The organism is Actinomadura sp. 7K534 (assembly GCF_004348575.1).
GTDB lineage: Bacteria > Actinomycetota > Actinomycetes > Streptosporangiales > Streptosporangiaceae > Spirillospora > Spirillospora livida.
Genome location: NZ_SMKB01000044.1, coordinates 1 through 25522 on the forward strand (window position 1 = coordinate 1; position 25522 = coordinate 25522).

The following is a 25522-nucleotide window of genomic DNA, read 5'->3' on the forward strand; positions in this document are numbered from 1 at the left end:
GACTCACCCAACGCCACCCGAGCCACCACACGACCCACGACCACCACTCCACTCCCAGGAAAGAGAAAGCGGGACCGGCAGGGCGACGACCATCGGAGGAGACCCACCAACCCCGAACGCGCAGCCACCTGACGGGGATCAGGCCGCGCCATGCCGCCGCAACACCCACCGGCCCCGCAGCCCGTTACGCCGCACGCACCCCACGAGCCGGAGCGCACCAACCACACCGCACCCGCACCACCACCGGACCCGAACCACCCGGCACACCCACCAGCACCGCCCGACGAGGATGGACGAACTTCCACCCCCGGCCGCTGCAGGACCGGCAGCCGGTGTCGCCTGTTCCTTGCTGCTGCGTCATGGCGACCACGATCGAGGAATTTCGGTCCGGCCCCCATTCCCAGGCGGTATCCCACGACGGGATATACGCTCAGCGATGACGAGTCACGCGGAGGGAGACCCGATGTCGGGACGGGCGTCAGACCCGATCGTCATCCCCGAATCACTGTGGCAACGCCCGCAGATGACCCAGGCCCTGACCTCCCGCGACATCCGGACCGTCTTCCACCTGGTGCGCCAGTACACAGGCGCCAGCCAGACCCAGATAGCGATCGCATGCGGCATGACCCAGGGCAAGGTCAGCGAGACCATGAAGAAGGGCGGCCGCCAGATCCTCACCCTGGAAGTCTTCGAGCGCATCGCCGACGGCCTCCAGATGCCCGACACCGCCCGCATGACACTGGGCCTGGCACCACGACGGCGCCGCACCACGTCAGCCGTCTCCGTCCCCCACCCGCGGTCACCCGCCAACGCGCCGCCCGCTGACCCTGCGGGCCCCAAGGCCGACCCGTCCAGCGCGGGAGAGCTGGCGGCCGCCGATGACATCTCCCGTCTGACCCGATGGCTCACCGCCAGCGACACCACCGACGAGACGATCGAAGGTCTTGCACGATCAACCTCGTCCCTGGCCGCCGCGCATACGCAGGTGCCAGCGAAACGGCTCCTGCCCCAGGTGTTGCACCTTCATCGCCGCGCACAGGGCCTCCTGGAGGACCGCCGCCCCCGGCCCCGCCACACCCGCGAGCTACTACGCATCAACGCCGATCTACTCGCACACGCAGCCGTGATCTTCGGTGACGTCGACCAGGACGCGCACGCCGAGCAGTACGGCACCATCGCCCTCATGCTCGCCCGGGAGGCTGGCGCCAACGAGTCGTACGCCTGGTACGCCCAAGCCAAAACGGCCCGCTGGCAGAACCGGCTTATCGAAGCCGCCGACCTGTCCCGACAGGGCTTCGAGACCAGTCCGCACACGCCGATGAAGACGCAACTCGCGTGGTACGAGGCGAACGCCGCCGCCATCGTCGGAGACAAGAGCAGGGCACGCGAAGCGGTCACCCGCGCCGAGCAGTCCGCCGAGACCATCCGCAACGGAACCACGGATCTGTCTGTCTGGTCCTTCCCCGATGAGCGCCAGGCCCTTTTCGCCTTGTCCGTGGCCAACCGGACAGGCGATCCCGACGGAGCGCTACGAGCCGCCGAGATGGCTGACACCGCATGGGCGAACGGAGCACCGGTCGCGCCGGCGATCTGGGCTCAGATCCGCGTCGGTACCGGAGTGGCGCATGTACTCAAGGGCGACCTTGAAGGAACCGCCGAACAACTCGCCGAGCTGCTGACGCTGGACCCCGGAATGCGCCTGACGACAGTCACACGCTATCTGGCCGACCTGGATCGCCATCTCAGCCGTCCCCAATACCGAGACAACCCTCTCGCGATCCAGCTCCGAAAGCAGATCCGCGACTTCAACACCGCTGCCTTGACCGACGATCCCGACCTGGAGAGTTCATGAGCCCTCTGCCCACACAGATGATCAACCGTTGGCAGAACCGCGAAGAACCCAGTCCGGGCCAGGGCACGATCTACTGGCACATCCTCCTTGGCGACCAGCCCGAAGCACGGAACGCCGCCCAGACCGCTCGAAAGCGACTCGCCGACTTCCCGGGCCTACACCTGCCCCCACTTGAATGGCTCCACATCACCACACTCGTGGTCGGCCCGACCAACGAGATCACCACCGAGCAACAGCAAGACATGCTCGCCGCCGCATCCGAGCTACTCGCCGAACTCCCACCCGTCGACGTAACGCTTAACCGAATTTTTTACCACCCCGAGGCGATCGCCGCAGAAGTCCAGCCCGCCGGCCCCTTGAAGCAAATCCGCAGCGCCATCCAGACGGCCACACTCAAGGCAGTCGGACGCGAAGGGCACACCGAGGGACCCACCCAGTGGATACCACACATGACCCTCGCTTATAGCGAGACCGAACAACCGGCCGAACCACTCATCTCCGCACTAGGCCGAGAACTTCCAACCAGCGAGTTCACTATCAATGCCGTGATCCTCGTTGCACAACAGGGCCCTGAACGCCTTTGGGACTGGCACCTTGTGGGACGTGCCCCTCTCGTCGGCCGCTGCTGAAGAGCCATACCTTCCGAGCCCCAAGCAGCCATGCAAATGCGCATGATCAAATGATGACGTAGGACGGAACTTACGTACCTGGAAGAACTACCTCATCGATAGGTCGACACCGAACCGGCGAGTCGATGATCAACCGGCGAGCCGATCGCCGCACCTCACCTTCAACAATTATAACCCGCTTGGATCTATGCCACGCAAGCGTTTCATCATATCGCTCAGCGGGAAGTGTAACGCGAATTTCGCAAGACCGCCCATTCCTCACTGTTGAAATGGTGACGTAACCTTCCGGCTCATCTGGAACATGACGCAACTCAACAATTGTTCCAGAAAAAGTCTGTTTGGGTTCAATTGGGTTTACGCGAAGTTTCTCCGCAGCCAATTGCACAAGTTCCACGCCGCCGGAATCGATTGCAATAGAGTCGGGCATTGTTGCAGGAGGCCGATATGTAGTTGCCCAATTGAATGTTGCACCAAATTCACCAACGGACCTCTGGGCTAAAACGTTAGACAGCCCGAGGCAGAACTCCCTACTGACGCCGCGCTCCACAACGGCGTGAAGTGTTCGAATGGTCGGCTCTCTCGCTGGTTGGATTATCTCATCTTGAACGGCCTGCATAGCCTGCGCAAACGTTCTTGTTACCCTTCGCTCAAACGGCTCAGGAGCAGCCCGGTGTATGTCGATTACTGCAGATTGATCCGATTCAGGTTCCGACACTTCCGAAAGTGGCACTAAAATCGGAATAATGAAGGATCCCTTAAGGGTGTGAGCCATCCGAGTACGGTGCACCACCTCGTCGCCCTGATGAGAAAAGTTGCCTTTCAGATCACCACGCTCATGCAGTGCCGTGGTTCCGCTCGCGCGAAGCATTCTCCTGGCCTCTTTAACAATAGCCGCAGCGGCATCGAGCGGTATAGAGTCGGACGTTTCTTGACCATTGACAGCCTTAAGTTCAGTTCTATCAACTCTCCGGTACCTGATCATGTCCGCTAGCTTCTTGACTTCCAGTTGTTCATGTGCAGCCAAACGCTCGATAGCACTGTAAATCAGATCAGCGCTAAGAGATCCCTCCAGAGGAACCGCTATAGTGGAGTCCCCTTTGGTCCACAGGCTCCCAGCAGGTCCGGAGCCGTTATCTCGCCACCCGGATTCTGACATGTGGGCCTGCAAATCTTCCACTACGGGCAGCTCTTCCGAATCAAGCACTTAAACCACCCCTCTCTGGAAGAAAGCACTGCCGAAGCTCAAGCTCCCACTGCTGCATGGTATCGATCGTAAGGCGTTGATCTTTAGGAATGTCGACGCGAGTCTGATCTCGGCCAAGTCGATCTACCCGTGCCCAAAATGCTGCAGCTCGATGGAAAGTACCGTCAGATTTATGCAGAACCCAACCTTCACATTCTTCGCAATCCAGGATCACCAGAATCAGATAGACGGGAACCCCGGACTTGCTCCACTGTTGGCGCCAGGAAAATTCAACAGACAAACTAGCAGACCTGCCAGCTATCCTGAAACCTGACGAACATTTAATCTGGACATTCGTATTAGCTATGTCGAAACGGATATAGCCATCGACTGCGCTAACATCCTCGTCTGGAGACGTTTCCTGAAAACCCAGACCGGCCTGGCTGCAGATTGATCGGACATAAGCGACACCGTATCGTGATCGCGAACCATTTGGTGGCAGTATCGCAATTGAATCCGACCCCAAAGCCACCCCTCCGTTACAAAACAATTTCAGTCTTTCGCTCCCAGGATCGCTTACAGTCACGAACTTGTGAAGAGGCAGCGCCTTGACCAGTAACGGACAGCCGCAGAGACGCAGGCCACTGCTTGCCGAATTGGGCTGTTTTGGATCAAGGGGCGGCGGCGCTCAGGCCGCTGCGCGGCCCCGCGCCTGGCCGCCCGGAGCGTGCGGCGTGGGCGCCGGTCACCGGACGGCCGCGCCGGGCCGCGCATCGCGACACGTCCGCCGGCCCCGCTCCGACCGGCCGCCACGGGGTACGCGCCACCGCCCAGAGCTGGCACGAGTCGATGCCGAAGAACCATCGCCGGTATAGGGACGTTGCCACTTGGCGTGGAATGGCACAGGGCTCCCCCGACCCGATGTCTTGAGGATGGCGGCGGACGGAACCTGTCAAGGGCGCCCTTCGGGCGTCACTACGTGATGGCTACGCCACCCTTGACAGAACCCGTCCGCCGCTAGGTACAGGTCTCGACGGCTCGGGGGAAGGAAGGTGGGGGAAGAACAGCGGCTACGCCGCTACCCCATCCACAGGATGTCGATGATGCGCAGCGTCTCAGCATCGTCATCGACCAGCAGCGTGAGCATGCCCTCGCCGTTCGCACCGAAGAAGGCGTGTCTGATGGCTGTCTGGCCTGGCCGTTCAGGCACCGAGTCCCACGGCGTTTCCAAGAGGTCGAGGAGGCGCTCAAGTAGGAGGCCGTGACGGACTTCGTTGGGGAGCCCGTTCAGCTCGTACAGTGCGCGTCCGTGGAAGCCGTCCCAGCGGTACGTCACACCCTGCCTTCCCAGCCCGGAGGGGTGTAGCGGACGAAGCTGTCTTCCCTGCCCTGTAGGGCGTCCTGCACCGCCTCTTCGTAGCCGGGACGGCCGTAGGCGATGGCCCGCAGGCGCCACTGCCGAAGGAGGCTCTGAACTTGCTTGAACCGCGCCAGGTCGTGGGCCGCGTCGAGTGCCTCGTCATACTCGGCCCGGAACTGGGCACGATGCGCCGACGGGAGCGCATCGAAGATCGCGGCCGGATCCTCGCCGGGATCGCGCGGCGCGGTCGGTTCCTCGGGCTGAGCGGTCATGACGTCCAATCTACCTGTGGCCCCCGTCAGGCGTGGAGACTCCCGCAGGGCAGGCAACAGCCGCACGAGCAAGATCCGGAGCATGCACGGAATGATCTTGCTCACCGCACGGAGTCGAGTGGGAGTGCGCGCAGGTGAGACGAGGTGCGGAGCCGCCGGAGATCCTCGGACTTCTAATCCGACGGTCGCGGGTTCGAATCCTGCCGGGCGCGCCACCTCCACCAGCCGATCATGTTCTTGGCCGCGAGGACGCTTTCTTATCGGTTCGGCTGGATGCCACTGGTGAGTTACAGGCAGTCGGGTGGGTCGGCTCGCGTCGGTGGGGTGGTCGGGGTCAGGTGGTGTGGCCTTCGGTGAAGGTGCTGGTGAAGGCTTCGGCGCCTAGGGCGGAGCGTGCCGTGGTCGTGATGCGGTCGACGTCTCCGCGTTCCTCGGGTGGCAGGGGGGCGCCTGCGGACTCGCGCAGGGCGGCGGCTTCGCCGAGGAGTCGTGCCGCTTCCGCGGGGGTGCCCGTCAGGGCCGCCACGCCCGCCAGGCCTTCGAGGGCGAGCGCGATCGCCCTCGGGTCGCCGATGTCCTGGGCGACGGTGAGGGCCTCCCGATGGAGCTTCCCGGCCGCGGTTGCGTCGCCTCGTTGCTCGGCGGTGAAGCCTAGTTCGGCCAGGCCGAGCGCGATGGCCGGTGCGTACCGGACCTCGCGTGCCCTGGCGAGGGCGTCGCGCATGTGGGCCTCGGCGGCGTCGAGGCGGCCCGCGCGGCGGGCGGTGAGGGCCAGGCCGGTGAGGGCGAAGGCCTCGCCGGGGCGGTAGCCGTGCTCGGCGGCAAGGATCCTGCCCCGCTCGTGGCGCCGGTCCGACTCGGCGTGGTCGCCCGCCAGCAGGGCGATCCGGCCGAGTCCGGACTGGAGCAGCGAGACCTGGAGCCACAGCCCGAGCTCCTCGGCCAGCCGGAGCCCGTCGCGGCACAGAACGGCGGACCTGCGACGGTCGCCCTTGATCTCCGCGAGCCGGGCGAGCAGGTCGATGGCCCGGACCTGCCCCCACCGTTCTCCCAGCTCCCCGAAGATCGCCAGGCTCTCCTCCCCGGACCGTTCGAGCGTGCCGAGGTCACCGCGGACGAGGGCGTGGTTGGCCTCGGTGGCCAGGGCCGCGGCGGTGCCCCAGCGGTCACCGAGCCGCCGGAACACCGGCAGCGCCCGCCCGACCAGGTCCCGGCTGAGGCCCAGGTCGCCGGCGCCGAGCAGCACGTCGCTGAGAAACCACTCCGCTCTGGCGCGCTCCCCCGGGTCGGGGATGGCCTCCGCGGGCGTGCGGACGTCCGCTGAACCCTCGCCCAGCAGATCCAGGCCGGTCCGCCAGGCCTCGGCCCGTGCCCGGGTCGCGGCAGGGGCCCCGGTATGGATGCCCAGCGCCATCGCGAACGCGCGCCGTCCCTCGCCGATCCTGCCGCGCAGGTACCAGTACCAGGCCAGCGCGTTGACCAGCCGCAGCGCGAGGCCGGCGTCGCGCCGCCGCACGGCCTCCTCGAGCGCGCCGCGCAGGTTGGCGTGCTCGGCGTCCAGGCGCCGCAGCCAGCGCCGCTGTTCGGGGCCGTGCAGCCGCGGCTCCGCGCGTTCGGCCAGTTCGGTGTGGAAGGCCAGGTGCCGCAGGCGGACCCGCTCGGTCTCGCCGGCCTCTTCCAGACGGTCCAGGGCGTACGCCGCGACCGATTCCAGCAGCCGGTAGCGGGTCCGCCCTGGGCCGTCGGCCCGGACGACCATAGAGCGGTCGACGAGGCGGGCCAGCAGGTCGAGGACGTCCTCGGGCGTGACGTCATCGCCCGCGCAGACTTCCTCCGCCGCCTCCAGCGTGCAGCCCTCGTAGAAGACCGCGAGCCGACGCAGCACGAGGCGTTCGGGCCCGGACAGCAGCTCCCAGCTCCAGTCGATCATCGCGCGGAGGGTGCGCTGCCGCGCCGGGGTGCCGCGGTGGCCCGAGGACAGCAGCCGGAACCGGTCGTCGAGCCGCTCGGCCAGGTCGTGGACGTCCAGTGCGCGCAGGCGGGTGGCCGCCAGCTCCAGGGCCAGCGGGACACCGTCCAGCCGGCGGCAGATCGCGGCGACCGCGCGGGCGTTGGCGGCGTCGATCGCGAACCCCGGGACGGCGGCCGCCGCACGCGCCTCGAACAGCCGGACGGCGCTGAACCTCCGGAGGGTCGCGGGCCCGTCGCCCGGTGAGTGCGGCGTCCGCAGCGGCGGGACGGGCCAGACCGACTCCCCGGCGAGCCGCAGGGGCTCCTGGCCGGTGGCGAGGATCCGCACCTCCGGGGCCGCTCGAAGCAGCCGCTCGCCGAACGCGGCGACTTCGTCGATCACATGCTCGCAGTTGTCCAGGACGAGCAGCGTACGGCGCGTCCGCAGCGCTTCGGCGAGCCGCGCGGCCGGATCGGCGGGCAGCCCGGAACGCGGCAGGCCGGGGGCGGTGTCGTCGCGAATGCCGAGCGCGGCGATCACGGTCTCCACGAGCCGATCGCCCCCCGGTGCCCTCGTCGTCCGGTCGAGCCCGGCCAGTTCGACGAGCCACACGCCGTCCGGGTGGTCCGCGGCGGCGCGCGCGGCGGTCTCCAGGGCCAGCCGCGTCTTGCCGACCCCGCCGGGACCGGTGAGGGTGACCAGGCGGGCCGCCTTCAGCAGCGCCTGGACCTGGGCAACCGCCTCGTCGCGTCCGACCAGCTCGCTGATCTGTGCGGGGAGGTTCGTCTGCGGCGGGGGCCCGGACGCGGTGGCCAGGGCGGGGTCCTGCTCAAGGATCCGCCGGTGCAGTTCGGTGATCTCCGGCCCGGGGTCCAGGCCCAGTTCCTCACGCAGCCGCGTCCGGAGGTCGGCGTAGGTTTCGAGGGCCTCGCTCTGCCGTCCGGTGCCGTAGAGGGCGCGCATGTACGCGGAGCGGAGGCGTTCGCGCAGCGGATGGCGTTCCACCAGGTCACCCAGCTCATCGGCGAGCGCGCCCTGCTCGCCGATCTCCAGGTACGCCTCCGCTCGCTCCTCAAGGGCGGTGAGCCGCCGCTCCTCCAGGAGCGCCGTCGCCGGACGCGCGAACTCCGCGTCGGCGAAGTCGGCGTAAGCCGGCCCGCGCCACAACTGGAGCGCCTCCGTCAGCAGGACCGCCCGTGACCGGGGGTCGGAGGCTTCGCGCGCCCGCGTCAGCAGCCCGGCGAACCGCCTCGCGTCGACGGCTTCGGCGTCCACCCGGAGCCGGTACCCCAGAGCCTCCTGGAAGGACACGAGGTCCCGGGCGCCGGGCTCGGCCTCGTCCAGGGCACGGCGCAGCTGCGAGACCTTGACCTGCAGTGCCCCGGACGGATTGCGGGGCGGCGCGTCGCCCCACAGGTCGTCGATCAACCGGTCCACGGGGACCGGCCGCCCCTCATGCCCGATCAGGACGGCCAGCAGGGCGCGGACCATGGCGCCGCGGACCACCACCGGGGCGCCGTCCGCCCTCCACACCCCCAGCGGTCCCAGCACCCCGAATCGCATGACCCCACGTTATCGGGCGCTTTTTCCCGAGATCGGTCCCGCTTACGCCGGCCGGCCGCCGACGGAAAGTGCGGAGTAAGCGCCTGATAAGCGCCGGTCGCCATGCTCGCACTACCGACCTGAGCCTTCTGCGGAGACCACGATGAAGCTGCCCGATAAGACGACCACCGGCACCAGGTCACGCTGGGCCCTCGGCCTGCTGGCCTTCTCCAGCCTGATCACTTCGCTCGACTTCACCATCGTGTACGTGGCGCTGCCCGACATCGCGCGCGAGGTCGGGCTGTCCGGGCACGCCACCCAGTGGGTGGTCAGCGCCTACGCCATCTTCTTCGGTGGTTTCCTGCTCCTGGGCGGCCGCTCGGCCGACCTGCTGGGCCGCCGGCGGATGTTCGTCCTGGGCATGCTCCTGTTCGGCGGTGCATCGCTGCTGGGCGGCCTGGCGACCTCGTCCGCGACACTGATCGCCGCGCGGGCGCTCCAGGGGGTCGGCGGCGCCGTCCTGTTCCCCGCCACGCTCTCGCTGGTCACCACCAGGTTCACCGAAGGACCCGAACGCGTCCGGGCCCTGGCCGTGTGGGCCATGGCCGGCGCGGGCGGGCTGAGCCTGGGCGCCCTGCTCGGCGGTGTGCTGACGCACGCGTTCGGCTGGGAGGCGGTGTTCATGGTGAACGTGCCGCTGGTCGTGGCGGGCACGGTCGGCGCGTTCGCCCTGCTCGCCCCGGACGGCCCGCGCGAACGGGGACGCGGCTTCGACATCCCCGGCGCCCTGGCCGGCACGGGCGGGCTGACCCTCCTCGTCTTCGCCATCGCCCAAGGCCCCGAGGCCGGCTGGACCGCGGCGCCCGTCCTCACGTCCGCCGTCCTCGCCGCGGCGCTGCTGGCCGCGTTCGTCCTCATCGAGGCCCGCACCCGGCACCCGCTGATGCCGCTGCGGCTGTTCGCCAACCCCAACCTCCGCGCCGGCCTGCTGATGATCCTCACCTTCGGCATCACCATGCAGAACCTGGTCTACTTCCTCACCCTGTACTTCCAGGACGTGCTCGGCTACTCGGCGCTGCGGGGCGGGCTGGTCTTCCTGACCCTCTCGGTGGTGATCGGCATCGCCAACTTCGTCGCCGAACGACTCGTCATCCGCGCCGGTGCCCGGACCACCCTGACCATCGCCCTGCTGCTCGGCTCCGGCGGCGGAGCGCTGATGGCCGCCGGCATGCGCACCGACGGCTCGTACTGGACGATCCTCGCCGGCCTCGTCGTCTACGGCATGGGCATGGGGACGATCTACCCGACCATGTTCGGGACTTCCGGCACCGGCGTGGCCGACGCGGACCAGGGCGCCGCCGGAGGCATGGCCAACACCGCCCTTCAGATCGGCACCAGCGTGGGCCTGGCCGTCCTGGTGAGCGTCTCCGCCTCCGGGCTCGCCGACCTGACCGGTGAGGCCCTGCGCACCGCGACCTCGGACGGCCTGCGCAACGCCGTCTACGTGGCGGCCGCACTCACCCTCGCGGGCGTCCTCGCCGTCCTGACCGTTCCCCGCCGCACCGCCCCGACTCCCGCCCCCGTCGCCCCCGCTCCCAGCCCGCGAACGGATCACGCCGACTCTCAACGGTGACGTCAGGGGAGAGATGCGGTGCGGCCGGAGGCCTCTTGGCTCCAGGTGTGGCGGGCCAGGAGGCGGTGGGCCGCGGTCGCGACTGCCGGGTCGATCATTTCTCCGTTCAGGGCGACTGCGCCGGCGCCTTCTCGTTCGGCGTGCTTCATTGCCGCTTGGATCATCATGGCTTGCTCCACCTCGTCGGGTGTGGGGGTGAACGCCTGGTTGACGTCTGCCAGCTGGCGGGGGTGGATCGCCCATTTGCCGTCGAAACCGAGGTCCCGGGCGCGCTGGTTGGCGGCGTGCTGGCCTGCGTCGTCGGTGTATGCCAGGTAGGGGCCGTCGATGGCCTGGAGGTCGTGGCGCCTGGCGGCCAGGAGGACGGCGTGCTGGGCAGGGAGCCACAGGTCCAGGTCGCGGTAGGACATGCCCAGGGCGGCGCCCAGGTCCGCGTAGCCGAGGATCAGGGTTCGCAGACGCGGCGAGGCCGCCGCGATCTCGTCGATGCGGTGCAGGCCTTCGGGGGTCTCGATCAGCGCCTGGATGCCGATGTGCCGGTCAGAGCCGGCGGCCGCCTCGATCCCGGTCAGGAGGCGGTCCAGGAACGCGATGTCGCCAGGGCCGGAAACCTTGGGCAGGACGAACGAAGTGGGCGCCGCGTTCTGCGTCAGGCTCAGGATCTCCTGGTGGCACCACGGGGTCCCCACCGGGTTCACTCGGATCGCCACGGTGCGCCCGTCGCGTGTCAGGCCCGGTAGCCGAGCGGCCAAGGCGGTACGGGCCTGGGGCTTCGCGTCCGCGACTACCGAGTCCTCCAAGTCGAAGACGATCTCGTCGGCGGGGAGCCCTACCGCCTTGTCGACCTTTCCCTGGTCGGACGCGGGAACGGACAGACATGAGCGACGTACCTGCGACAACGGTCACCTCCGGTTCGGGCTGGTGGAGCCAGCAAGGGTTCAGGGGACGAGCCCGGGGGGATCCGGGTGGAAGGCGGCATCTCGTTCGCGTAGCGCGGGTGCGAGGCCGATCTCCCCCACGCGCTCGCGGAAGGCGAGGGCGGGCGGGGCGGTGTGCGCCACCGCGTCCTCGGTTTCGGCGATGCGGGCCAGCGTCGCGCGGCCCATCAGGTCGATGCCGCGGTTCAGCACGTGCTTGTTGCCGATCAGCATCTCGCGCCCGACCTTCGCCATCCGGTTCGCGAGCGTCAGGACCGCGTCATCGAGCGCCTCGGGCGCGTGGCTCTCCATGGCCAGGCCCAGTCGGTGCGCCTCGGCGCCGGTGATCGAGTCGCCGGTGAGCAGCATCCGCTTGGCCATTTGCGGGCCTAGGCGGTACAGCCACATGTTCGTCGGCGGCACGCCCAGGTTGCGCACCGGCGGGAAGCCGATGCGGGCGTCGCGCGCGCACACCAGGAAGTCGCAGTGCAGGGCCAGGTCGGCGCCCCCGGCTATGGCGAAGCCGTGCACCTGCGCGATCACCGGCAGCGGCGTGTTGAACACCTCGTCCAGGGCGCGGTTCGACCGGCGCAGCCGCTCGCGGTCGGACCAGATCGTCCGCGGGCCGGTGTAGCCGCCGCTCAGGTCGAAGCCCGCGGAGAATCCCTTGCCCTCTCCGCGCAGGACGATGACCGAGATGCCCGGATCGTCGGTGGCCTGCTCCAGCGCGCCCACCAGCTCCTGCAGAAGCTCCACGGAAAGGGCGTTGCGGCGGTCCGGGCGGTTGAGGGTCAGCCGGCGGACCGGACCGAGCGTCTCCCGGAGGACGAGTTCCGACGCGCTCATGCGCCGAACCGGAACGTCGTGCCGACCGCGGGCTGCACGTAGCGGTCCGCCAGTTGCGTCGACAGGGCCGTGTGCGCGGACAGGCCGGAGCAGTGCATCGGCACGGCCATCGCCACGTCGAGTTCGGCGAAGGCGTCCACCGTTTTCTGGACGTTCTCCGCCGGCGTGGTCGGGAAGCCGAGATGGAATCCGCCCAGGACGGCGCGGATCGGCTTCTCCCCGCCGGCGATCTCGCGCGCCCGGGTGATCGTGTTCACGACGCCGGCGTGCGCGCACCCGGTCAGGACGACCAGGCCCTCTCCCTTGACGTCGATGACCAGCCCCTGCTCGTCCCACACCTGGTCGGGGACCCGGCGTCCTTCGCCGTCCACCTGCCACAGGCCGGCGGCGTGGGTCTCCATGGTCTGCGGCGGCCCCTCGAAGTCGTTGACGCGCGGGATCTCGCCGGTGGTGAAGACCCCCCAGCCGAGGACCATCGGGTCGCGGGTCAGCACCTGGCGCCCGCCCGAACGGGCCAGGTCGTCCTCGCGGAACGCCTGGTTGTACTGGGGTGCCGCGCGTCCGTCGCCCATCACCGCGTAGCGGGGGAGGAACGCGTCCGGGTGGGTGATGACCGGCAGCGGGGCCTCGATCGCGTCGAGCAGGCCGTACACGCCGCCGAAGTGGTCCGGATGGCCGTGGCTGACGACGAGGTGGTCGAACTCGGTGGGGTCGATCCTCAATGACCGCAGGTTGTGCGCGAGGACGGTACCGGTGAGCCCGGCGTCGAACAGGACCCGGGTGGCGCGTCTGCCGCTGTAGGCGGTCACCAGCAGGCTCAGCCCGTTCTCCGCCGCCGGAGGGACCAGCCTCGGGTCGAAGTGCTCCACCAGCCCGAACCGCGAAACGCAGTGCCCGCCGGGCGTGTCGAGCTCGGGCAGCAGCATGTCCACCCAGTTCTCGACGAGCACCGTGATCTCAAGGCGATCTGCTTGCCACATCGTCTGTTCCTCTCTATTCCGTCAGGTCCGGTCGGCCGGCACGCCGGCCCATTGGCCGAGCACCATCGGGAGATCGTCGGCCATGGCATCGAGGTGCTCCGCCGGCGTGCCGGCGAGCCGCTCGTTGTACCTGCTCCTCCGGGCATGCAGGTGCGCCGGGACCTCGCGGGTGAAGCCCGTTCCGCCGTGCACCTGAATGCCCACCGCCGCCGTCCGGACGTGCGCCTGGTCGGTGACGGCCTTCGCGACGTGGGCGCTGAACGCGGCGCCGGCCGCGCCGGAGTCGAGCGCGGCGGCGGCGTGCCACGTGGCCGAGCGGGCGTTGTCGACGGCCACGTGGGCGTCGACGAGCAGGTGCTTCACCGCCTGGAAGCCGCCGATCGCCTGACCGAACTGGCGCCGTTCCTTCGCGTACCGCACGGCGTCGTCGAGGCAGCGCTCGGCGCTGCCGAGGGAGTCGAAGCACAGCAGCACGGCGGCTTCGAGCAGGACGCGGCGCCAGCTCTCCGGCTCGAGTCCGTACACCCGCGCCGGAACGCCGTCGAGATCGACGGCCGTCCAGTCGCGGCCGGTGTCGATCGCGCCGGCCTGTTCGGGCGAGAAGCCGAGCGGGCCGGTGTCCACGCAGGCGACCGCCGGGCCGGTGACCGGCAGGACGAGAACGTCGGCCTGCCGTCCCTCGGCTACCGCCCCGGCCCTGCCGTGCAGGACCCCGTCCGACTCGACGGTGACCGCGGCCGGGTCGAGTCGCCAGGACGCGGCCAGCCGGTGCCCGGCGGCGTCGGCCTCGGCGAGCGGCCCGGCGGCTCCGTCGGCGGCGAGGAGCAGCCGCTGCCCCAGCGCATGCCCCAGCAGCGTCCCGGGGAGCAGCCCGCGGCCGGCCTCCTGCACCATCAGCCCGAGGTCGAGCAGCCCGGTGCCGGAGTCGGGCGTGCCGATCTGCGGCACGCCGATGTCGGAGAACGCCTTCCACACGTCCGCGTCGTCGCCTTCGGCGCCCGCCTCGGCGAGCTCGATCACGCGTGCGGCACCGTGCCGCGCCTCGATCGCGCCGCGCACCGTCCGGCGCAGCTCCTCCTGGAGGTCGGTCAGCACCACGCTCATCGGCGCGCACCGCCCTTCGGCAGGCCGAGCACCCGTTCGCCGATGATGTTGCGCTGCACCTGGGAGGTTCCGGCGGCGATGGTGTTCTTGAAGCCGTTCACCCATTCCAGTGGCCACGAGGTCGTCCCCTGATTGCCGGGGCGGACCTCACCGAGCACGTCCGGGGGCGGCAGGACGCTCAAGGCGACATCGACGATGCGCTGCCCCAGTTCGGTGCTGAACAGCTTCCCCGCCGAGGCGTCCACGCCGACTTCCCCCTTCGCCGTCACCGTCGACACCATCCGCTGATAACTCAGCCCCCCGGCATGTGCCTGTGCCAGCAGTTCGAGGACCCGCGCCCGGACGGCGCTGTCGGCGCGGGCCTCCTCGGGCAGCGCCGTCCACAGCTGCGCGGCGAGGCGCCGCATCTCGAAGGCGCGGGTGGTCGCGAACCGCTCCCAGGACAGGGTGGTCATGGCGACCTTCCAGCCTTCGTCCACCTTGCCGATCAACGCGTCGGCGGCGATCGGCACCTCGTCCAGGAAGACCTCGCAGAACTCGGCCGACCCGTTGATCTGGCGGAGCGGGCGGACGGTGAGGCCGGAACGGTCCATCGGCACCGCGAAGGCGGAGATGCCCCGGTGCGGGACGTCCCCGACCGGCGCGGTGCGCGCGAGGAGGATCATCATGTCGGCGTGCTGCGCGCGGCTCGTCCAGACCTTCTGCCCGCTGACCCGCCAGCCGTCCCCGTCGGCGACGGCGCGGGTCCGCAGACCCGCGAGGTCGGAACCCGCCTCCGGCTCGGAGAAGCCCTGGCACCACAGGTCCTCGCCGGTGAGGATGCGGCGCAGGTACCTGTCCTTCTGCTCCTGCGTCCCGAAGGTGATCAGCATCGGCCCGACCATCTGCGTGCCGACGATGCCGATGTCGAACGGCGCCTTCACCCGGTCGCGCTCCTCGACGAAGATCGCCTGTTCGAGCAGTGTCGCGCCGCGGCCGCCGTACTCGGCGGGCCAGGAGATGCCGGCCCAGCCTCCGTCGTAGAGGGTGCGCTGCCATCCGCGCAGGAAGCGCACCTCGGCGTCCTCGTCCGCATGCGGGGCGAAGCGCTCGGTGCCCCAGCCCGCCGGCAGGTTGTCCGCGAACCACTGCCGCAGTTCACTGCGGAACGCCCGCGCGTGGTCGCCGTCGAAGGGACTGCTCACTGAAGGAACCTCCCTGTTGAAGAGTCGTCGGGATCCCCGCCGACGACGGCGAGGCCGTCGCAGATCAGGGCACCGGCCTCGGACACGATGACCGGATTGCATTCGAGTTCGACGAGGCGGTCGGTGGCGGCGATGATGTCGCCGAGCCGTACGAGCAGGTCCGCCACGGCTTCGGCGGCCGCGGGGCCGAGCCCCCGGTGGTGGTGGAGCAGCCGGCCCGCGAACAGCTGCTCCAGTGCGTCGAGCGCGTCCCCGCGCGTCAGGGGGGCCGCGCGCACTGCCATCTCACCGATGATCTCGGTGAGCACGCCGCCGAGGCCGACCACCACCACGGGGCCCGCCACCCGGTCGCGCCGCACACCGCAGACCAGCTCGATACCGGCGGGCGCGCGCTGTTCGACGAGGACACCGTCCACGGCGGAACCGTGTTCGCGGCCGAGCGCGAGCAGCCGCTCGGCCTGGCGCCGTACCTCGTCCGCTCCGCTGACGCCGACGACGACGCCCCCGATGTCGCTCTTGTGCTCCAGGCCGGGGGCGATGAGCTTGAGCACCACCTCGCCCGGGATCTCCGCCGCGATGGCGACGGCCCGGTCCGCGTCGGCGGCCAGGGCGCCGGCCGGGACCGGCAGGCCGGCCGCCTCCAGCAGTCCGCGCACGTCGTGCTCGTTCAACGTGACGGTCGACCGGCCCCCGGTCAGCTCACCGGGCAGCGGATCGAGGAACGGCGAAGGGGCGCTCACCGGGCCGGTCGCCGCGGCGACGCGCCGTGCGGGCGCGAGCCCGACGAGGGCCTGGACGGCGCGGTCCGGGTCGTCGAAGGTCGCGACGCCGGCCCGCCAGAGATCCTCCTTGAAGCGCTTGCTGCCGCCGCCCCACGTCACCACCACCGGGACGGCCGGATGCCGCGCGGCGATCTCGGTGAGCGAGCGGACGAGCCGCGGCGCGATCGGGTCCAGGGTGCCCAGGAAGACCATCACCGCGTCGACCTCGCCGGAGGCCGCGAGGATCCCGGCCACCGCGCAGAACTCCTCGGGCCGGCTCTGGATGAAGGCGGTCGTGTCCACCGGGTTCGTCGCCGAGCCGAACCAGGGGATCACCTCGAACACCTTCTGCTGCAGCTCCGGCGACAGCTCGGGGAGGTCCAGCCCCGCCGAGGTCATCAGGTCGGCGAAGAGCGACCCGGCCCCGCCGGACGCCGTCACCACCCCGACGCGCCGCCCCCGCATCGGCCGCGCGACGTGCCGCGCCTTGGCGATGTCGAGCAGGTCGTCCAGCGTGGCCGCCTCGACGATGCCGCCGGCCGCGGCGAGGTCCGCGAGGACCTTCTCGTCACCGGCGACCGCGCCGATGTGGCTGCCCGCGGCGGCCGCGCCCAGCTGCGACCGGCCCGCCCTGCAGAACGCGATGACCTTCTGCGATTCGGCGGCCATCCGGGCGGCCGCCGCGAGCTCGTCCCAGCCGGACAGCGACTCCACGAAGCCGAGGACGGCGTCCACCCCGGACTCGGGACGCATCATCCACTCGACGACCTCACCCAGCGAGGTGGCGGACTCGTTGCCGAGTGCGACGAGGTAGTCGACGCCGACGCCGTGCGCCAGGCAGATCGTGTAGATGATCGCCGCCATGCCGCCGCTCTGGCCCACGACGGCGACCCGTCCCCCCGCGTTCGTCTCCTGCACCGCGTTGGTGAAGGTGGCGAACAGCGAGTTCGGGCGGCTGATCAGGCCCATCGAGTTCGGGCCGATCAGGGCCATGCCGTGGCGCCGTGCCGTCTCGGCGAGCAGCCCTTGCAGCCGCCTGCCCTCCTCGCCGGCCTCGGCGAAGCCCGCGGAGAGCAAGATCGCCGCCCGCACGCCGAGCTCGCCGGCCTCGGTGAGGATGTCGAGCACCGACTCCGCCGGGGTCGCGATCACCACGAGGTCGGGCGGTTCGCCGATCGCGGTCAGCGACGCGGAGAGGCGGCGGCCCTCGATCTCCGGCTCGGCGGGGTTGACGCCGAACACCTCGCCGTCGAAGTGCCGGACGAGGTTGGCGAACGTCCGCGCGCCCGGGCTCGTCGGCGAAGTGGAAACTCCGACGACCGCCACGCTCGCGGGGCGGAACAGCGCGTCGAGAGCGTGCGCGGACTCGGCAGAAGTGGTCATCTGATCTCCAAGGGGTTCGGCACGGCCGGGCCGCGCCGGTCAAGCCGCTCCGCGGGCGGCGGCGAGCAGGCGGCGGACGTCGTCGTCGGTCACCGGCACCGGGTTCAGGGCGACGCCCCGTTCCTCGCGCAGGCCGCTGACCACGTCCTCGACGTCGACATGCGGCAGCCCGATCTCGGTGAGCGTGGTGGGCGCCCCGACGCGGGTCTGGAACTCGCGCAGCACCGCGCCCGGGGAGGTCTCGGTCAGGGGCGTGCCGAGCACCCGCTCGGCGGCGCCGCGGATCGTGGCGGCGCACCGGGCGAGCTGCCGGGCCGCGCCGGCCTCGTTAAAGTCGACGACGTGGCTGAGCATCACGGCGTTGGCGTCGCCGTGCGCGACACCGTGGTGCGCCCCGAGTACGTGGCAGATCGCATGGTGCAGGCACACACGCGCGGTGCTGAGCGCCCGGCCCGCCAGGACCGCGCCGGTGAACAGCTCCGCCTTGGCCTGTTCGCCGCGGTCTCCGGCGGCCAGGTAGCGGGCCATGCCGGCGGTGAGCGCGTCGAGCCCGGCGACGGCGAGCCCGTCGCTGATCGCGTCGCCCGCGGTGGAGTACATCGCCTCCACCGCGTGCGCCATCGCGTTCATGCCCGTCGTGGCGACGATGGGCGCGGGCAGGTCGTTGTCACCGGAGGTCTCGTAGAGGATCACCCGCGCGGAGAGCGCCTGGTCCCAGAGGACGCGCTTCATGCCGTTCTCGGTGACTCCCGCGCCCGGTGTCAGCTCCGCGCCGGAGAGCGTGGTCGGCACCACGACGAGCGGCACCGGCCGCCCTCCCACCGCGGGATCGGAGACCGTGCCGTCGGCTCGCACCCGGGCGAAGAGCCGGGACATGTCGGGCTGGGCGTCGCCCCGGCCGAGTGAGGCCATCACCGCCGCGGTCGCCTTGCCCAGGTCACTGGCGCTGCCTCCGCCGAGTGCCAGGATGAGGTCCACTCCGGCGTCGGCGAAGCGGCGACCGAGCCGCACCGCCGCCGACAGCGGCGTGTGCGGCTCGATCTCATTGCAGACGACGCGGTCGGCCGAGCCGAGCGATCTCTCCACGCGTCCGCCCAGCCCGCCCCGCCAGACGCGGTCGCCGGCGAGGATCCCGACCACGGTGCCGCCGAGGCCGGAGACGATCCCGCCCACGCCGTCGACGACGCCCGCGCCGATCTCGACGCGCTGTGCCGGGGTCTCGTGGCGGACGACGGCCGACCGGCCGCGTGCCCGCGCGTGCTGCGTCACCGGTTCAGCCAAGGTGGTAGACCCGGGCGGCGTTGGTGTTCAGGAGCTTGCGCAGGATGTCCTCGTCGATGCCCTCCAGGCTGCGCTCGATGTGCACCTTCGGGCTGTCGGCGTAGGACGCCGGGCCGGGCTGCAGCGCGGTCGGGTGGGGGAAGTCGGTCTCGAACATGAGGTTGTTCTGGAACATGTCGCCCATCCGGCGCACCGAGTCGGACTCGAACCAGAACGTCCCGTACACCTGGCGCTGGATGTACTCGCTCGGCATCAGCTTCATCTCCGTGAACGCGTCGCGCGCGCCGGAGTTCAGCCACTGCCAGTCGAGCATCTCGGCGAAGTACGGCATCCACCCGAACCCGCTCTCGACCGAGACGAAGTTCAGCCGCGGGAAGCGGTGGCACACGCCGTACAGGGTGACGTCGGCGATCGTGCGCGCGTTGCCCATCAGGAACATCGCGCTCATCTTGGCGAAGTCCGCGCGCGACCGGCGGTAGCCGATGGCCGAGCGGGCCTCCTCCTCCGTGATCTGGAACCCCGTGTGGAAGTTGATGGACAGCTCGTTCGCCTGCGCGGCCTCCCACACCGGATTCCAGTGCTCGTCGTAGATCAGCGGCAGGCCGACCGGTTCGAAGTTGGAGGGGAAGATGATGCCGCGGTGGCCCTTGGCCAGGCACCGCTCCATCTCGCGCACGGCCAGGTCGGTGTCCCAGAACGGCAGCCACATGAGCGGGATCAGCCGGTCCGGGTCCGGACTGCAGAAGTCCACGAGCCAGTCGTTGTACGCGACGACGCACTCGTAGCGCAGATCCGGGTCCAGGTCGAAGAAGTACACGCTGGAGAACCCGAGGATGTTGGGGTAGAGCAGCTGGGCGTGGATCCCGTACTCGTCGAGCCGCTCCAGCCGCCGCTCCGGGTGCCACGCGGCGGCGTCGGCCTCCTCCAGCAGCTTCGGGTACGAGGGCGGGAACTCCCGCCAGTTCGCGGTGGCGAAGTTGGCGACGGCCGAGCCGCGGCGGGCGCCGATCCACCAGCGGTCGACGCCGTGCTTCTCGTCGCGGCGCACGTGCGGGATCTGGTCGCCCCACTTGGCCGCGCTGAGCCGTCCCGTCCAGAGGTCCGGCGGCTCCATGACGTGGCTGTCCGTGTCGATGATCTTGATTCGCTCGGCGATCCCCGGGCGCTCCGCCGTCGTTGACCGTGCGTCCGTCTGAGCCGTCATGAGCTACCAGTCCCTTCGTATGAACCCGTTGTCGTGCCTTCGGTCTTCGTCATCGCCGGTTCAGGGCTCGGCCCCGCTCAGCGCGTCGGTGTCCTCCGGCGCGTCGGTGTCCTCCGGCGCGTCATCGGACGCGGCGGGCGGGGAGGCCACGATCCCCTTCGCCGCCCATCCCTCCAGGTCCGCCTCGCTGAAGCCCAGCTCGTCGACCAGGACCTCGCGGTTGTGCGCGCCGATGGCCGGCCCGAGCCAGCGGTGCCGCCCCGGCGTCTCGGACAGCAGCGGGACGACGTTCTGCAACCGCACCGGGACGCCCTGGTCGTCGGCGACGGTGGTGAAGCTCTCCCGCGCGAGGTACTGCTCGTCGACGGCGATGTCGGCGGCGGTGTACACCGGGAACGCCGCGACCTGGTGCTCCTCGGACGCGGCGAGCACCTCGTCGCAGCTGCGGGCGCCGATCCAGCTCTCGATGACCTCGTCCAGCTCGTCGATGTGCCCGAGCCGCCCGACGTGGTCGGCGAACCACGGCTCGTCCACGTACTGCTCCTGGCCGATCATCCGCATGAGGCGCTCGGCGATGGACTGCGCGCTGGCGGAGATCGCGATCCAGCGCCCGTCGGCGCTCTCGTAGAGGTTGCGCGGCGAGGTGAACGGCGCGCGGTTCCCCGTGCGTCCCTGCACCTCCCCGAGCTGGTCGTAGACCGAGAGCTGCGGGCCGAGCAGCCAGAAGACCGGTTCGTAGATGCTGAGGTCGATCGACTGGCCGCGTCCGCCGGGAGTCGTGTCCCGGTGCCGCAGCGCGAACATCGCCGCGCAGGCGCCGAAGATGCCGGTGATCGCGTCGCCGAGGGCGAACGGCGGCAGGGTCGGCGGCCCGTCGGGATGCCCGTTGATGTGCGCGAACCCGCTCATCGCCTCGGCGATCGTGCCGAAGCCGGGACGGTCGCGCCACGGCCCGGTCTGCCCGAACGCCGTGACCCGCACCATGACCAGGCCGGGGTTCTCGGCGGCGAGCTGCTCGTAGCCGACCCCCCACCGCTCCAGCGTGCCGGGCCGGAAGTTCTCGATCACGATGTCCGCGGTCGAGGCCAGCCGGCGGAACGCGTCCTGCCCTTCCGGGGCGTGCAGATCGAGGGTGACGCACCGCTTGTTGCGGTTGAGCACCGTCCACATGAGGGACGTGTCGTCGCGTTGCCAGCCCATATGGCGCTGCCCGTCGCCTTTGGGGTGCTCGACCTTGATGACGTCGGCGCCGAAATCGGCGAGCAGGGTGGCGGCGATCGGCCCGGCGAACAGCGTCGAGGCATCGATCACCCGCAGGTTCGCGAGGGGGCCGGGACGCTCGTCCTCGGTCGTGCCCTTCAAGGTTGCCTCCTATACGATGCATCTGCATCGGATCGTCTTGGGGCTGGGAAACGTCCGGGGCCGGGTAACGAGGCCTCGCCGCCGGCCGACCGGCTGATGTTGGTCATGAGGCCGTCCCGCTCTTGTCCAAGGCCACTCCGACGCCGCCGTCCCCGCCGTCCCCGCCGTTCAGATGGCAGGCCGACCAGCCGCCGCCCGGTGCCGGCACCGCCGGCGGCGCGACCTCGGCGCAGATCTCCATCGCGTGCGGGCACCTCGTCCGGAACCGGCAGCCGGACGGGGGCGCCAGCGGGCTCGGAATCTCACCGGTCAGCACGATGCGCTCCCGGGACCGCTCGGCGGGGTCGAGCCGCGGGATCGCCGACAGCAGCGACCTGGTGTAGGGATGCGCCGGGTCCTCGTAGACCCGCTCCGCCGGCCCCTCCTCCACGATCGAGCCGAGGTACATCACGGCGATCCAGTCGCTGACGTGCCGCACGAGTGCCAGGTCGTGCGCGATGAAGAGATAGGTGAGGCCGAAGTCGCGCTGCAGGTCCTCCAGCAGGTTGATGATCTGGCTGCGGGTCGAGACGTCGAGCGCGCTCACCGCCTCGTCGCAGACCACGAGGTCCGGACGGGTCACCAGCGCCCGCGCGATCGCGATCCGCTGCCGCTGGCCGCCGGAGAACTGCTGCGCGTACCGGTTCAGGTGTGCGCTGGACAGGCCGACGTGCTCCAGCGCCTCGACGACCGCCTTCCGGCGCTCCGCACGGCTCGCGGACGGGTCCGCCGTGCCGAGCGGCTCGGCGACCAGGTCCTCGACCTCCCAGGACGGATCGAGCGACGAGTACGGATCCTGGAAGACCATGTGCATCCGCGGGCGGAGCGGGCGCAGCCTCCGTGCGCTGAGGTGCGTGATGTCGACCCCGTCGAAGGTGACCCTGCCCGACTCCGCGGCGGCGAGGCGCAGCACCGCCCTGCCGAGCGTCGACTTGCCCGAACCGCTCTCACCGACCAGTCCGACGGTCTGGTGCCGCGGCACAGCCAGCGAGACCCGGTCGACGGCGGTGAGCATCGCGCGAGGACGGCCGAAGACGTTCCGTCCGACGGGGAACCGCACCGTGAGGTCCTCGACCTCGAGGATCGGGGTCATTTCCGGTCACCTCCCGGCAGGGCCGGCCCGCCGAGCGGGGCCGCCTCCCGGGCGCCGATGCCGCCCGGGTCCGCGCCGATCCCGGTGAGCCGCAGATCCGCGCGGCGCACGCAGCGGGACGTGCGGTCGTCGCCGACGGGCTCCAGCGGCGGCTCGTCCGTATCGCACACGCCGCGCTGCGCGTAGGGGCAGCGCGGGTGGAAGCGGCAGCCCCGCGGCAGCGCCTCGGGGGTCGGCATGGTGCCCGGGATCGACCACAGGCGGGAGCCCGCGGTTTCGCCCTGGGGCACCGAGCGGAGCAGCGCCTCGGTGTACGGATGCCGCGGTGAGGCGAAGACCTCCGCGGTACGGCCCGTCTCGACCAGGTGGCCGCCGTACATCACCACGACCCTGTCGGCGATCTCCGCGACGACCCCGAGGTCGTGCGTGATGAACAGCACCGACATGCCGAACCGGTCCTGCAGCGCGCGCAGCTCGGACAGCACCAGGGCCTGGATGGTCACGTCGAGGGCGGTGGTCGGCTCGTCGGCGATGACCAGCTTCGGCTCGCACGACAGCGCCATCGCCATCATGACCCGCTGCCGCATCCCTCCCGAGAACTCGTGCGGGTAGGCCTTCAGCCGCTCGGCCGCCGACGGGACGCCGACCAGGTCGAGCACCTCCACCGCGCGGTCACGCGCCGCCTTGCGCGAGACGCCGCGATGGCGCCGCACCTGCTCCGCTATCTGCTCGCCGACGGTGAACGCCGGATTCAGGCTCGTCATCGGCTCCTGGAAGATCATCGCGATGTCGTCGCCGCGCACCCGGTCGAGTTCGCCCGGCTTCAGGCCGAGCAGCTCGCGGCCCTCGAACCGCACCGAGCCGTGGGTGCGGGTGATCCGCGGTGGCAGCAACCCGAGCACCGACATCGAGGTGACGCTCTTCCCGGAGCCCGACTCCCCCACCAGCGCGACCGTCTCCCGGGGGCCGACCGCGAACGACACCTCGTCCACGACGCGCACCACGCCGCGCTCGGTCCGGATGTCGACGCTGAGCCGGTCGATCTCGAGCAACGGGTCCGGGGCCGACGCGGCCGGCTTCGACAGGCTCTCCACTACCTCATCGCCCTTCTGCCGAGGCTGTCGCGCAGGCCGTCGCCGAGGACGTTGAGCGACAGCACGATGATCATGATTGCGAGCCCCGGGCCGATCGCGAAGACCGGTGCGTCCCGCATGTAGCGGAACGCCTCGCCGAGCATGGAGCCCAGGCTGGCGCTCGGCGGCTGCACGCCGAGGCCGATGAAGCTCAGCGACGCCTCGGCGATGATGGCGAACCCGAGGGACAGGCTGATCTCCACCAGCAGGGGCGAGAGGATGTTCGGCAGCAGGTGGCGGCGGATGACGCGGTGCGCCGGAACGCCCATCATCCGCGCCGCCTCCACGTACGTCTCCTCCCGCACGGCCATCGCCGCGCCGCGCACCACCCGCATGAACCGGGGGGCGTAGATGACGCCGATGGCGATCATGGCGTTGGTGAGGCTGGGGCCGAGGAAGCCGACGATGCTGATCGCGAGGATGAGCGGCGGGAAGCTCATCAGGGCGTCGTTCACCCGCATGATCACGCTGTCCCCGCGGCCGCCCGCGTAGCCGGCGAGCAGCCCGAACGGCAGGCCGATCGCCAGCGCGACCCCCACCGCGATCACGGCCGCGGCCAGCGACAGCCGGGCGCCGTACACCATGCGGGTGAACACGTCGCGGCCCAGGTCGTCGGTCCCGAGCCAGTGGCCGCCGCTCGGACCGGACAGTGCGTCCGAGAGGCTTCCCCCGGCGGGGTCGTGCAGGGTCCAGAACGGCGCGAGCACCGCCGCCACGGTGATCAGCGACAGGATCGCGAGAGCGGCGACCGCCCCGCGCTGCCGCCGGAACCGGCCCGCGAACCCGATCCGGGCGGAGGCGTCCGGGACCGCGCCGTCGGCCGCGGCCGGGATCGCGGTGATGGATGTGTCCTGTTTGACGCTCATGCGGCACGCAACTTCGGGTTGAGGTAGCCGTAGGCGACGTCGACGAGGATGTTCGTGACCACCACCACCAGCGCGGCGCTGATGGCGACTCCCTGGATGATCGGATAGTCGCGGTCGAAGACCGCCTTGACCGTCAGGGAGCCCAGCCCCGGCAGATTGAAGATCTGCTCGATCACGACCGTGCCGCCGATCAGGATCCGCACCTGCAGGCCGAGCACGGTCAGCACCGGCGCGAAGGCGTTCTTCATCGCGTGCTTCCCGAGGACGCTGCGAACGCCGATCCCCTTCGCCCTGGCCGTGCGGATGTAGTCCTGGTCCAGGACGTCGAGCATGGACGCCCGCAGGAACCGCGCGATCTCGGCCGCCGCCGCGACGCCGAGGGCGACCGACGGCAGCACCAGCGCCTGGAACCATCCGGCCGGGCTCTGCTCGAACGGCACGTACCCGGTCGCCGGGAAGATCCCCAGCTGGAGCGCGAACACCAGCACGAGGAGCAGGCCGATCAGGAAGTTCGGCATCGCCACACCGCCGGCGGAGATCAGCATCACGACCCGGTCGGCGATGCTGCCGGGCCGCGTCGCGGCGATGATCCCGGCCGGCACGGCGATCAGCATCGCCACGGTGAGCGCCCCCGCCATCAGCGAGAGGCTCACCGGGACGCGCTCGGCGATCGCGGCGAGCACCGGCTGGCCGCTGAAGATCGACTGGCCGAGGTCGCCGGTGAACAGCCCCTCGATGAAGTGCCAGTACCGCGTCCACAGGGGTTCGTCGAGTCCCAGCCGCCGGCGGGCCTCGGCGACGTCGGCCGCCGAGGCCATCTCCCCGCCCGCCGCGCGCCGCGCGGGGTCGCCGGGGGCGATCTCCAGCAGGAAGAAGACGACGAGTGTGACGATGACCAGAATCGGCACGCTCATCAGGAGGCGCCTGGCCAGCAGTCTCAGCATCGG

20 protein-coding genes are annotated in these 25522 nt (G+C 70.3%); 3 read left to right on the forward strand and 17 right to left on the reverse strand.

Annotated features, from left to right (window positions below):
* Window positions 1-463: 463 nt before the first annotated feature.
* Both E1266_RS38780 and E1266_RS12020 read left to right on the forward strand, forming a co-directional pair.
* Window positions 464-1852 carry a helix-turn-helix domain-containing protein gene (locus tag E1266_RS38780; RefSeq protein WP_207945584.1) on the forward strand — a complete coding sequence of 463 codons (1389 nt, stop codon included), beginning with the start codon at window positions 464-466 and terminating at the stop codon, window positions 1850-1852.
* Window positions 1849-2481 carry a 2'-5' RNA ligase family protein gene (locus E1266_RS12020; RefSeq protein WP_132046419.1) on the forward strand — a complete coding sequence of 211 codons (633 nt, stop codon included), beginning with the start codon at window positions 1849-1851 and terminating at the stop codon, window positions 2479-2481. The genes E1266_RS38780 and E1266_RS12020 overlap by 4 nt, the downstream gene beginning before the upstream one ends.
* 70 nt (window positions 2482-2551) lie before the next feature.
* Here E1266_RS12020 and E1266_RS12025 read toward each other — a convergent pair whose 3' ends face one another.
* The 4 genes from E1266_RS12025 to E1266_RS12050 form a co-directional block, all read right to left on the reverse strand.
* Window positions 2552-3658 (reverse strand): hypothetical protein, encoded by a 1107-nt coding sequence (locus E1266_RS12025; protein ID WP_132046420.1) that lies wholly within the window; start codon window positions 3656-3658, stop codon window positions 2552-2554.
* A 1084-nt stretch (window positions 3659-4742) separates the two neighbouring features.
* On the reverse strand, window positions 4743-5000 hold the full coding sequence (locus E1266_RS12035) for a hypothetical protein (RefSeq protein WP_131982655.1): 258 nt from the start codon (window positions 4998-5000) through the stop codon (window positions 4743-4745).
* The gene (locus E1266_RS12040) at window positions 4997-5401 is read right to left on the reverse strand and encodes a DUF6247 family protein (RefSeq protein ID WP_132046421.1); all 405 of its coding nucleotides are present in this window, start codon (window positions 5399-5401) and stop codon (window positions 4997-4999) included. The genes E1266_RS12035 and E1266_RS12040 overlap by 4 nt, the downstream gene beginning before the upstream one ends.
* A 229-nt stretch (window positions 5402-5630) precedes the next feature.
* Window positions 5631-8810 (reverse strand): BTAD domain-containing putative transcriptional regulator, encoded by a 3180-nt coding sequence (locus tag E1266_RS12050; protein ID WP_132046422.1) that lies wholly within the window; start codon window positions 8808-8810, stop codon window positions 5631-5633.
* 142 nt (window positions 8811-8952) lie between these two features.
* Here E1266_RS12050 and E1266_RS12055 point away from each other — a divergent pair, with 142 nt between their 5' ends.
* Window positions 8953-10422, forward strand: a complete 1470-nt coding sequence (locus E1266_RS12055) for an MFS transporter (protein WP_132046423.1) — start codon at window positions 8953-8955, stop codon at window positions 10420-10422.
* 2 nt (window positions 10423-10424) lie between these two features.
* Here E1266_RS12055 and E1266_RS12060 read toward each other — a convergent pair whose 3' ends face one another.
* The 13 genes from E1266_RS12060 to E1266_RS12120 all read right to left on the reverse strand — a co-directional run bounded on the left by E1266_RS12060 (window position 10425) and on the right by E1266_RS12120 (window position 25519).
* Complete coding sequence (locus tag E1266_RS12060) at window positions 10425-11321, reverse strand: CoA ester lyase (protein ID WP_243718379.1); 897 nt, start codon at window positions 11319-11321, stop codon at window positions 10425-10427.
* 39 nt (window positions 11322-11360) lie between these two features.
* Window positions 11361-12185: an enoyl-CoA hydratase-related protein gene (locus E1266_RS12065; RefSeq protein ID WP_132046424.1), complete on the reverse strand. Its 825-nt coding sequence runs from the start codon at window positions 12183-12185 to the stop codon at window positions 11361-11363.
* Complete coding sequence (locus E1266_RS12070) at window positions 12182-13165, reverse strand: MBL fold metallo-hydrolase (protein ID WP_132046425.1); 984 nt, start codon at window positions 13163-13165, stop codon at window positions 12182-12184. Before E1266_RS12070 ends, E1266_RS12065 begins: the two co-directional genes overlap by 4 nt.
* A 21-nt stretch (window positions 13166-13186) precedes the next feature.
* On the reverse strand, window positions 13187-14269 hold the full coding sequence (locus tag E1266_RS12075) for an acyl-CoA dehydrogenase family protein (RefSeq protein ID WP_165966041.1): 1083 nt from the start codon (window positions 14267-14269) through the stop codon (window positions 13187-13189).
* On the reverse strand, window positions 14266-15453 hold the full coding sequence (locus tag E1266_RS12080; protein ID WP_165966042.1) for an acyl-CoA dehydrogenase family protein: 1188 nt from the start codon (window positions 15451-15453) through the stop codon (window positions 14266-14268). The genes E1266_RS12075 and E1266_RS12080 overlap by 4 nt, the downstream gene beginning before the upstream one ends.
* Window positions 15450-17597 carry an acetate--CoA ligase family protein gene (locus E1266_RS12085; protein ID WP_132046428.1) on the reverse strand — a complete coding sequence of 716 codons (2148 nt, stop codon included), beginning with the start codon at window positions 17595-17597 and terminating at the stop codon, window positions 15450-15452. Before E1266_RS12085 ends, E1266_RS12080 begins: the two co-directional genes overlap by 4 nt.
* 39 nt (window positions 17598-17636) lie before the next feature.
* Complete coding sequence (locus tag E1266_RS12090) at window positions 17637-18866, reverse strand: iron-containing alcohol dehydrogenase (protein WP_165966043.1); 1230 nt, start codon at window positions 18864-18866, stop codon at window positions 17637-17639.
* Between the two features lie 4 nt (window positions 18867-18870).
* Entirely contained in the window at window positions 18871-20082 is a 1212-nt protein-coding gene (locus E1266_RS12095) for an amidohydrolase family protein (RefSeq protein WP_132046430.1), read from the reverse strand.
* A 60-nt stretch (window positions 20083-20142) separates the two neighbouring features.
* Window positions 20143-21444 carry a CoA transferase gene (locus E1266_RS12100; protein WP_132046431.1) on the reverse strand — a complete coding sequence of 434 codons (1302 nt, stop codon included), beginning with the start codon at window positions 21442-21444 and terminating at the stop codon, window positions 20143-20145.
* 103 nt (window positions 21445-21547) lie between these two features.
* On the reverse strand, window positions 21548-22576 hold the full coding sequence (locus E1266_RS12105; protein ID WP_132046432.1) for an ABC transporter ATP-binding protein: 1029 nt from the start codon (window positions 22574-22576) through the stop codon (window positions 21548-21550).
* Entirely contained in the window at window positions 22573-23670 is a 1098-nt protein-coding gene (locus tag E1266_RS12110) for an ABC transporter ATP-binding protein (protein ID WP_207945585.1), read from the reverse strand. The genes E1266_RS12105 and E1266_RS12110 overlap by 4 nt, the downstream gene beginning before the upstream one ends.
* Complete coding sequence (locus tag E1266_RS12115) at window positions 23670-24575, reverse strand: ABC transporter permease (protein ID WP_132046433.1); 906 nt, start codon at window positions 24573-24575, stop codon at window positions 23670-23672. The genes E1266_RS12110 and E1266_RS12115 overlap by 1 nt, the downstream gene beginning before the upstream one ends.
* The gene (locus E1266_RS12120; protein WP_132046434.1) at window positions 24572-25519 is read right to left on the reverse strand and encodes an ABC transporter permease; all 948 of its coding nucleotides are present in this window, start codon (window positions 25517-25519) and stop codon (window positions 24572-24574) included. Before E1266_RS12120 ends, E1266_RS12115 begins: the two co-directional genes overlap by 4 nt.
* Between the last annotated feature and the right edge of the window lie 3 nt (window positions 25520-25522).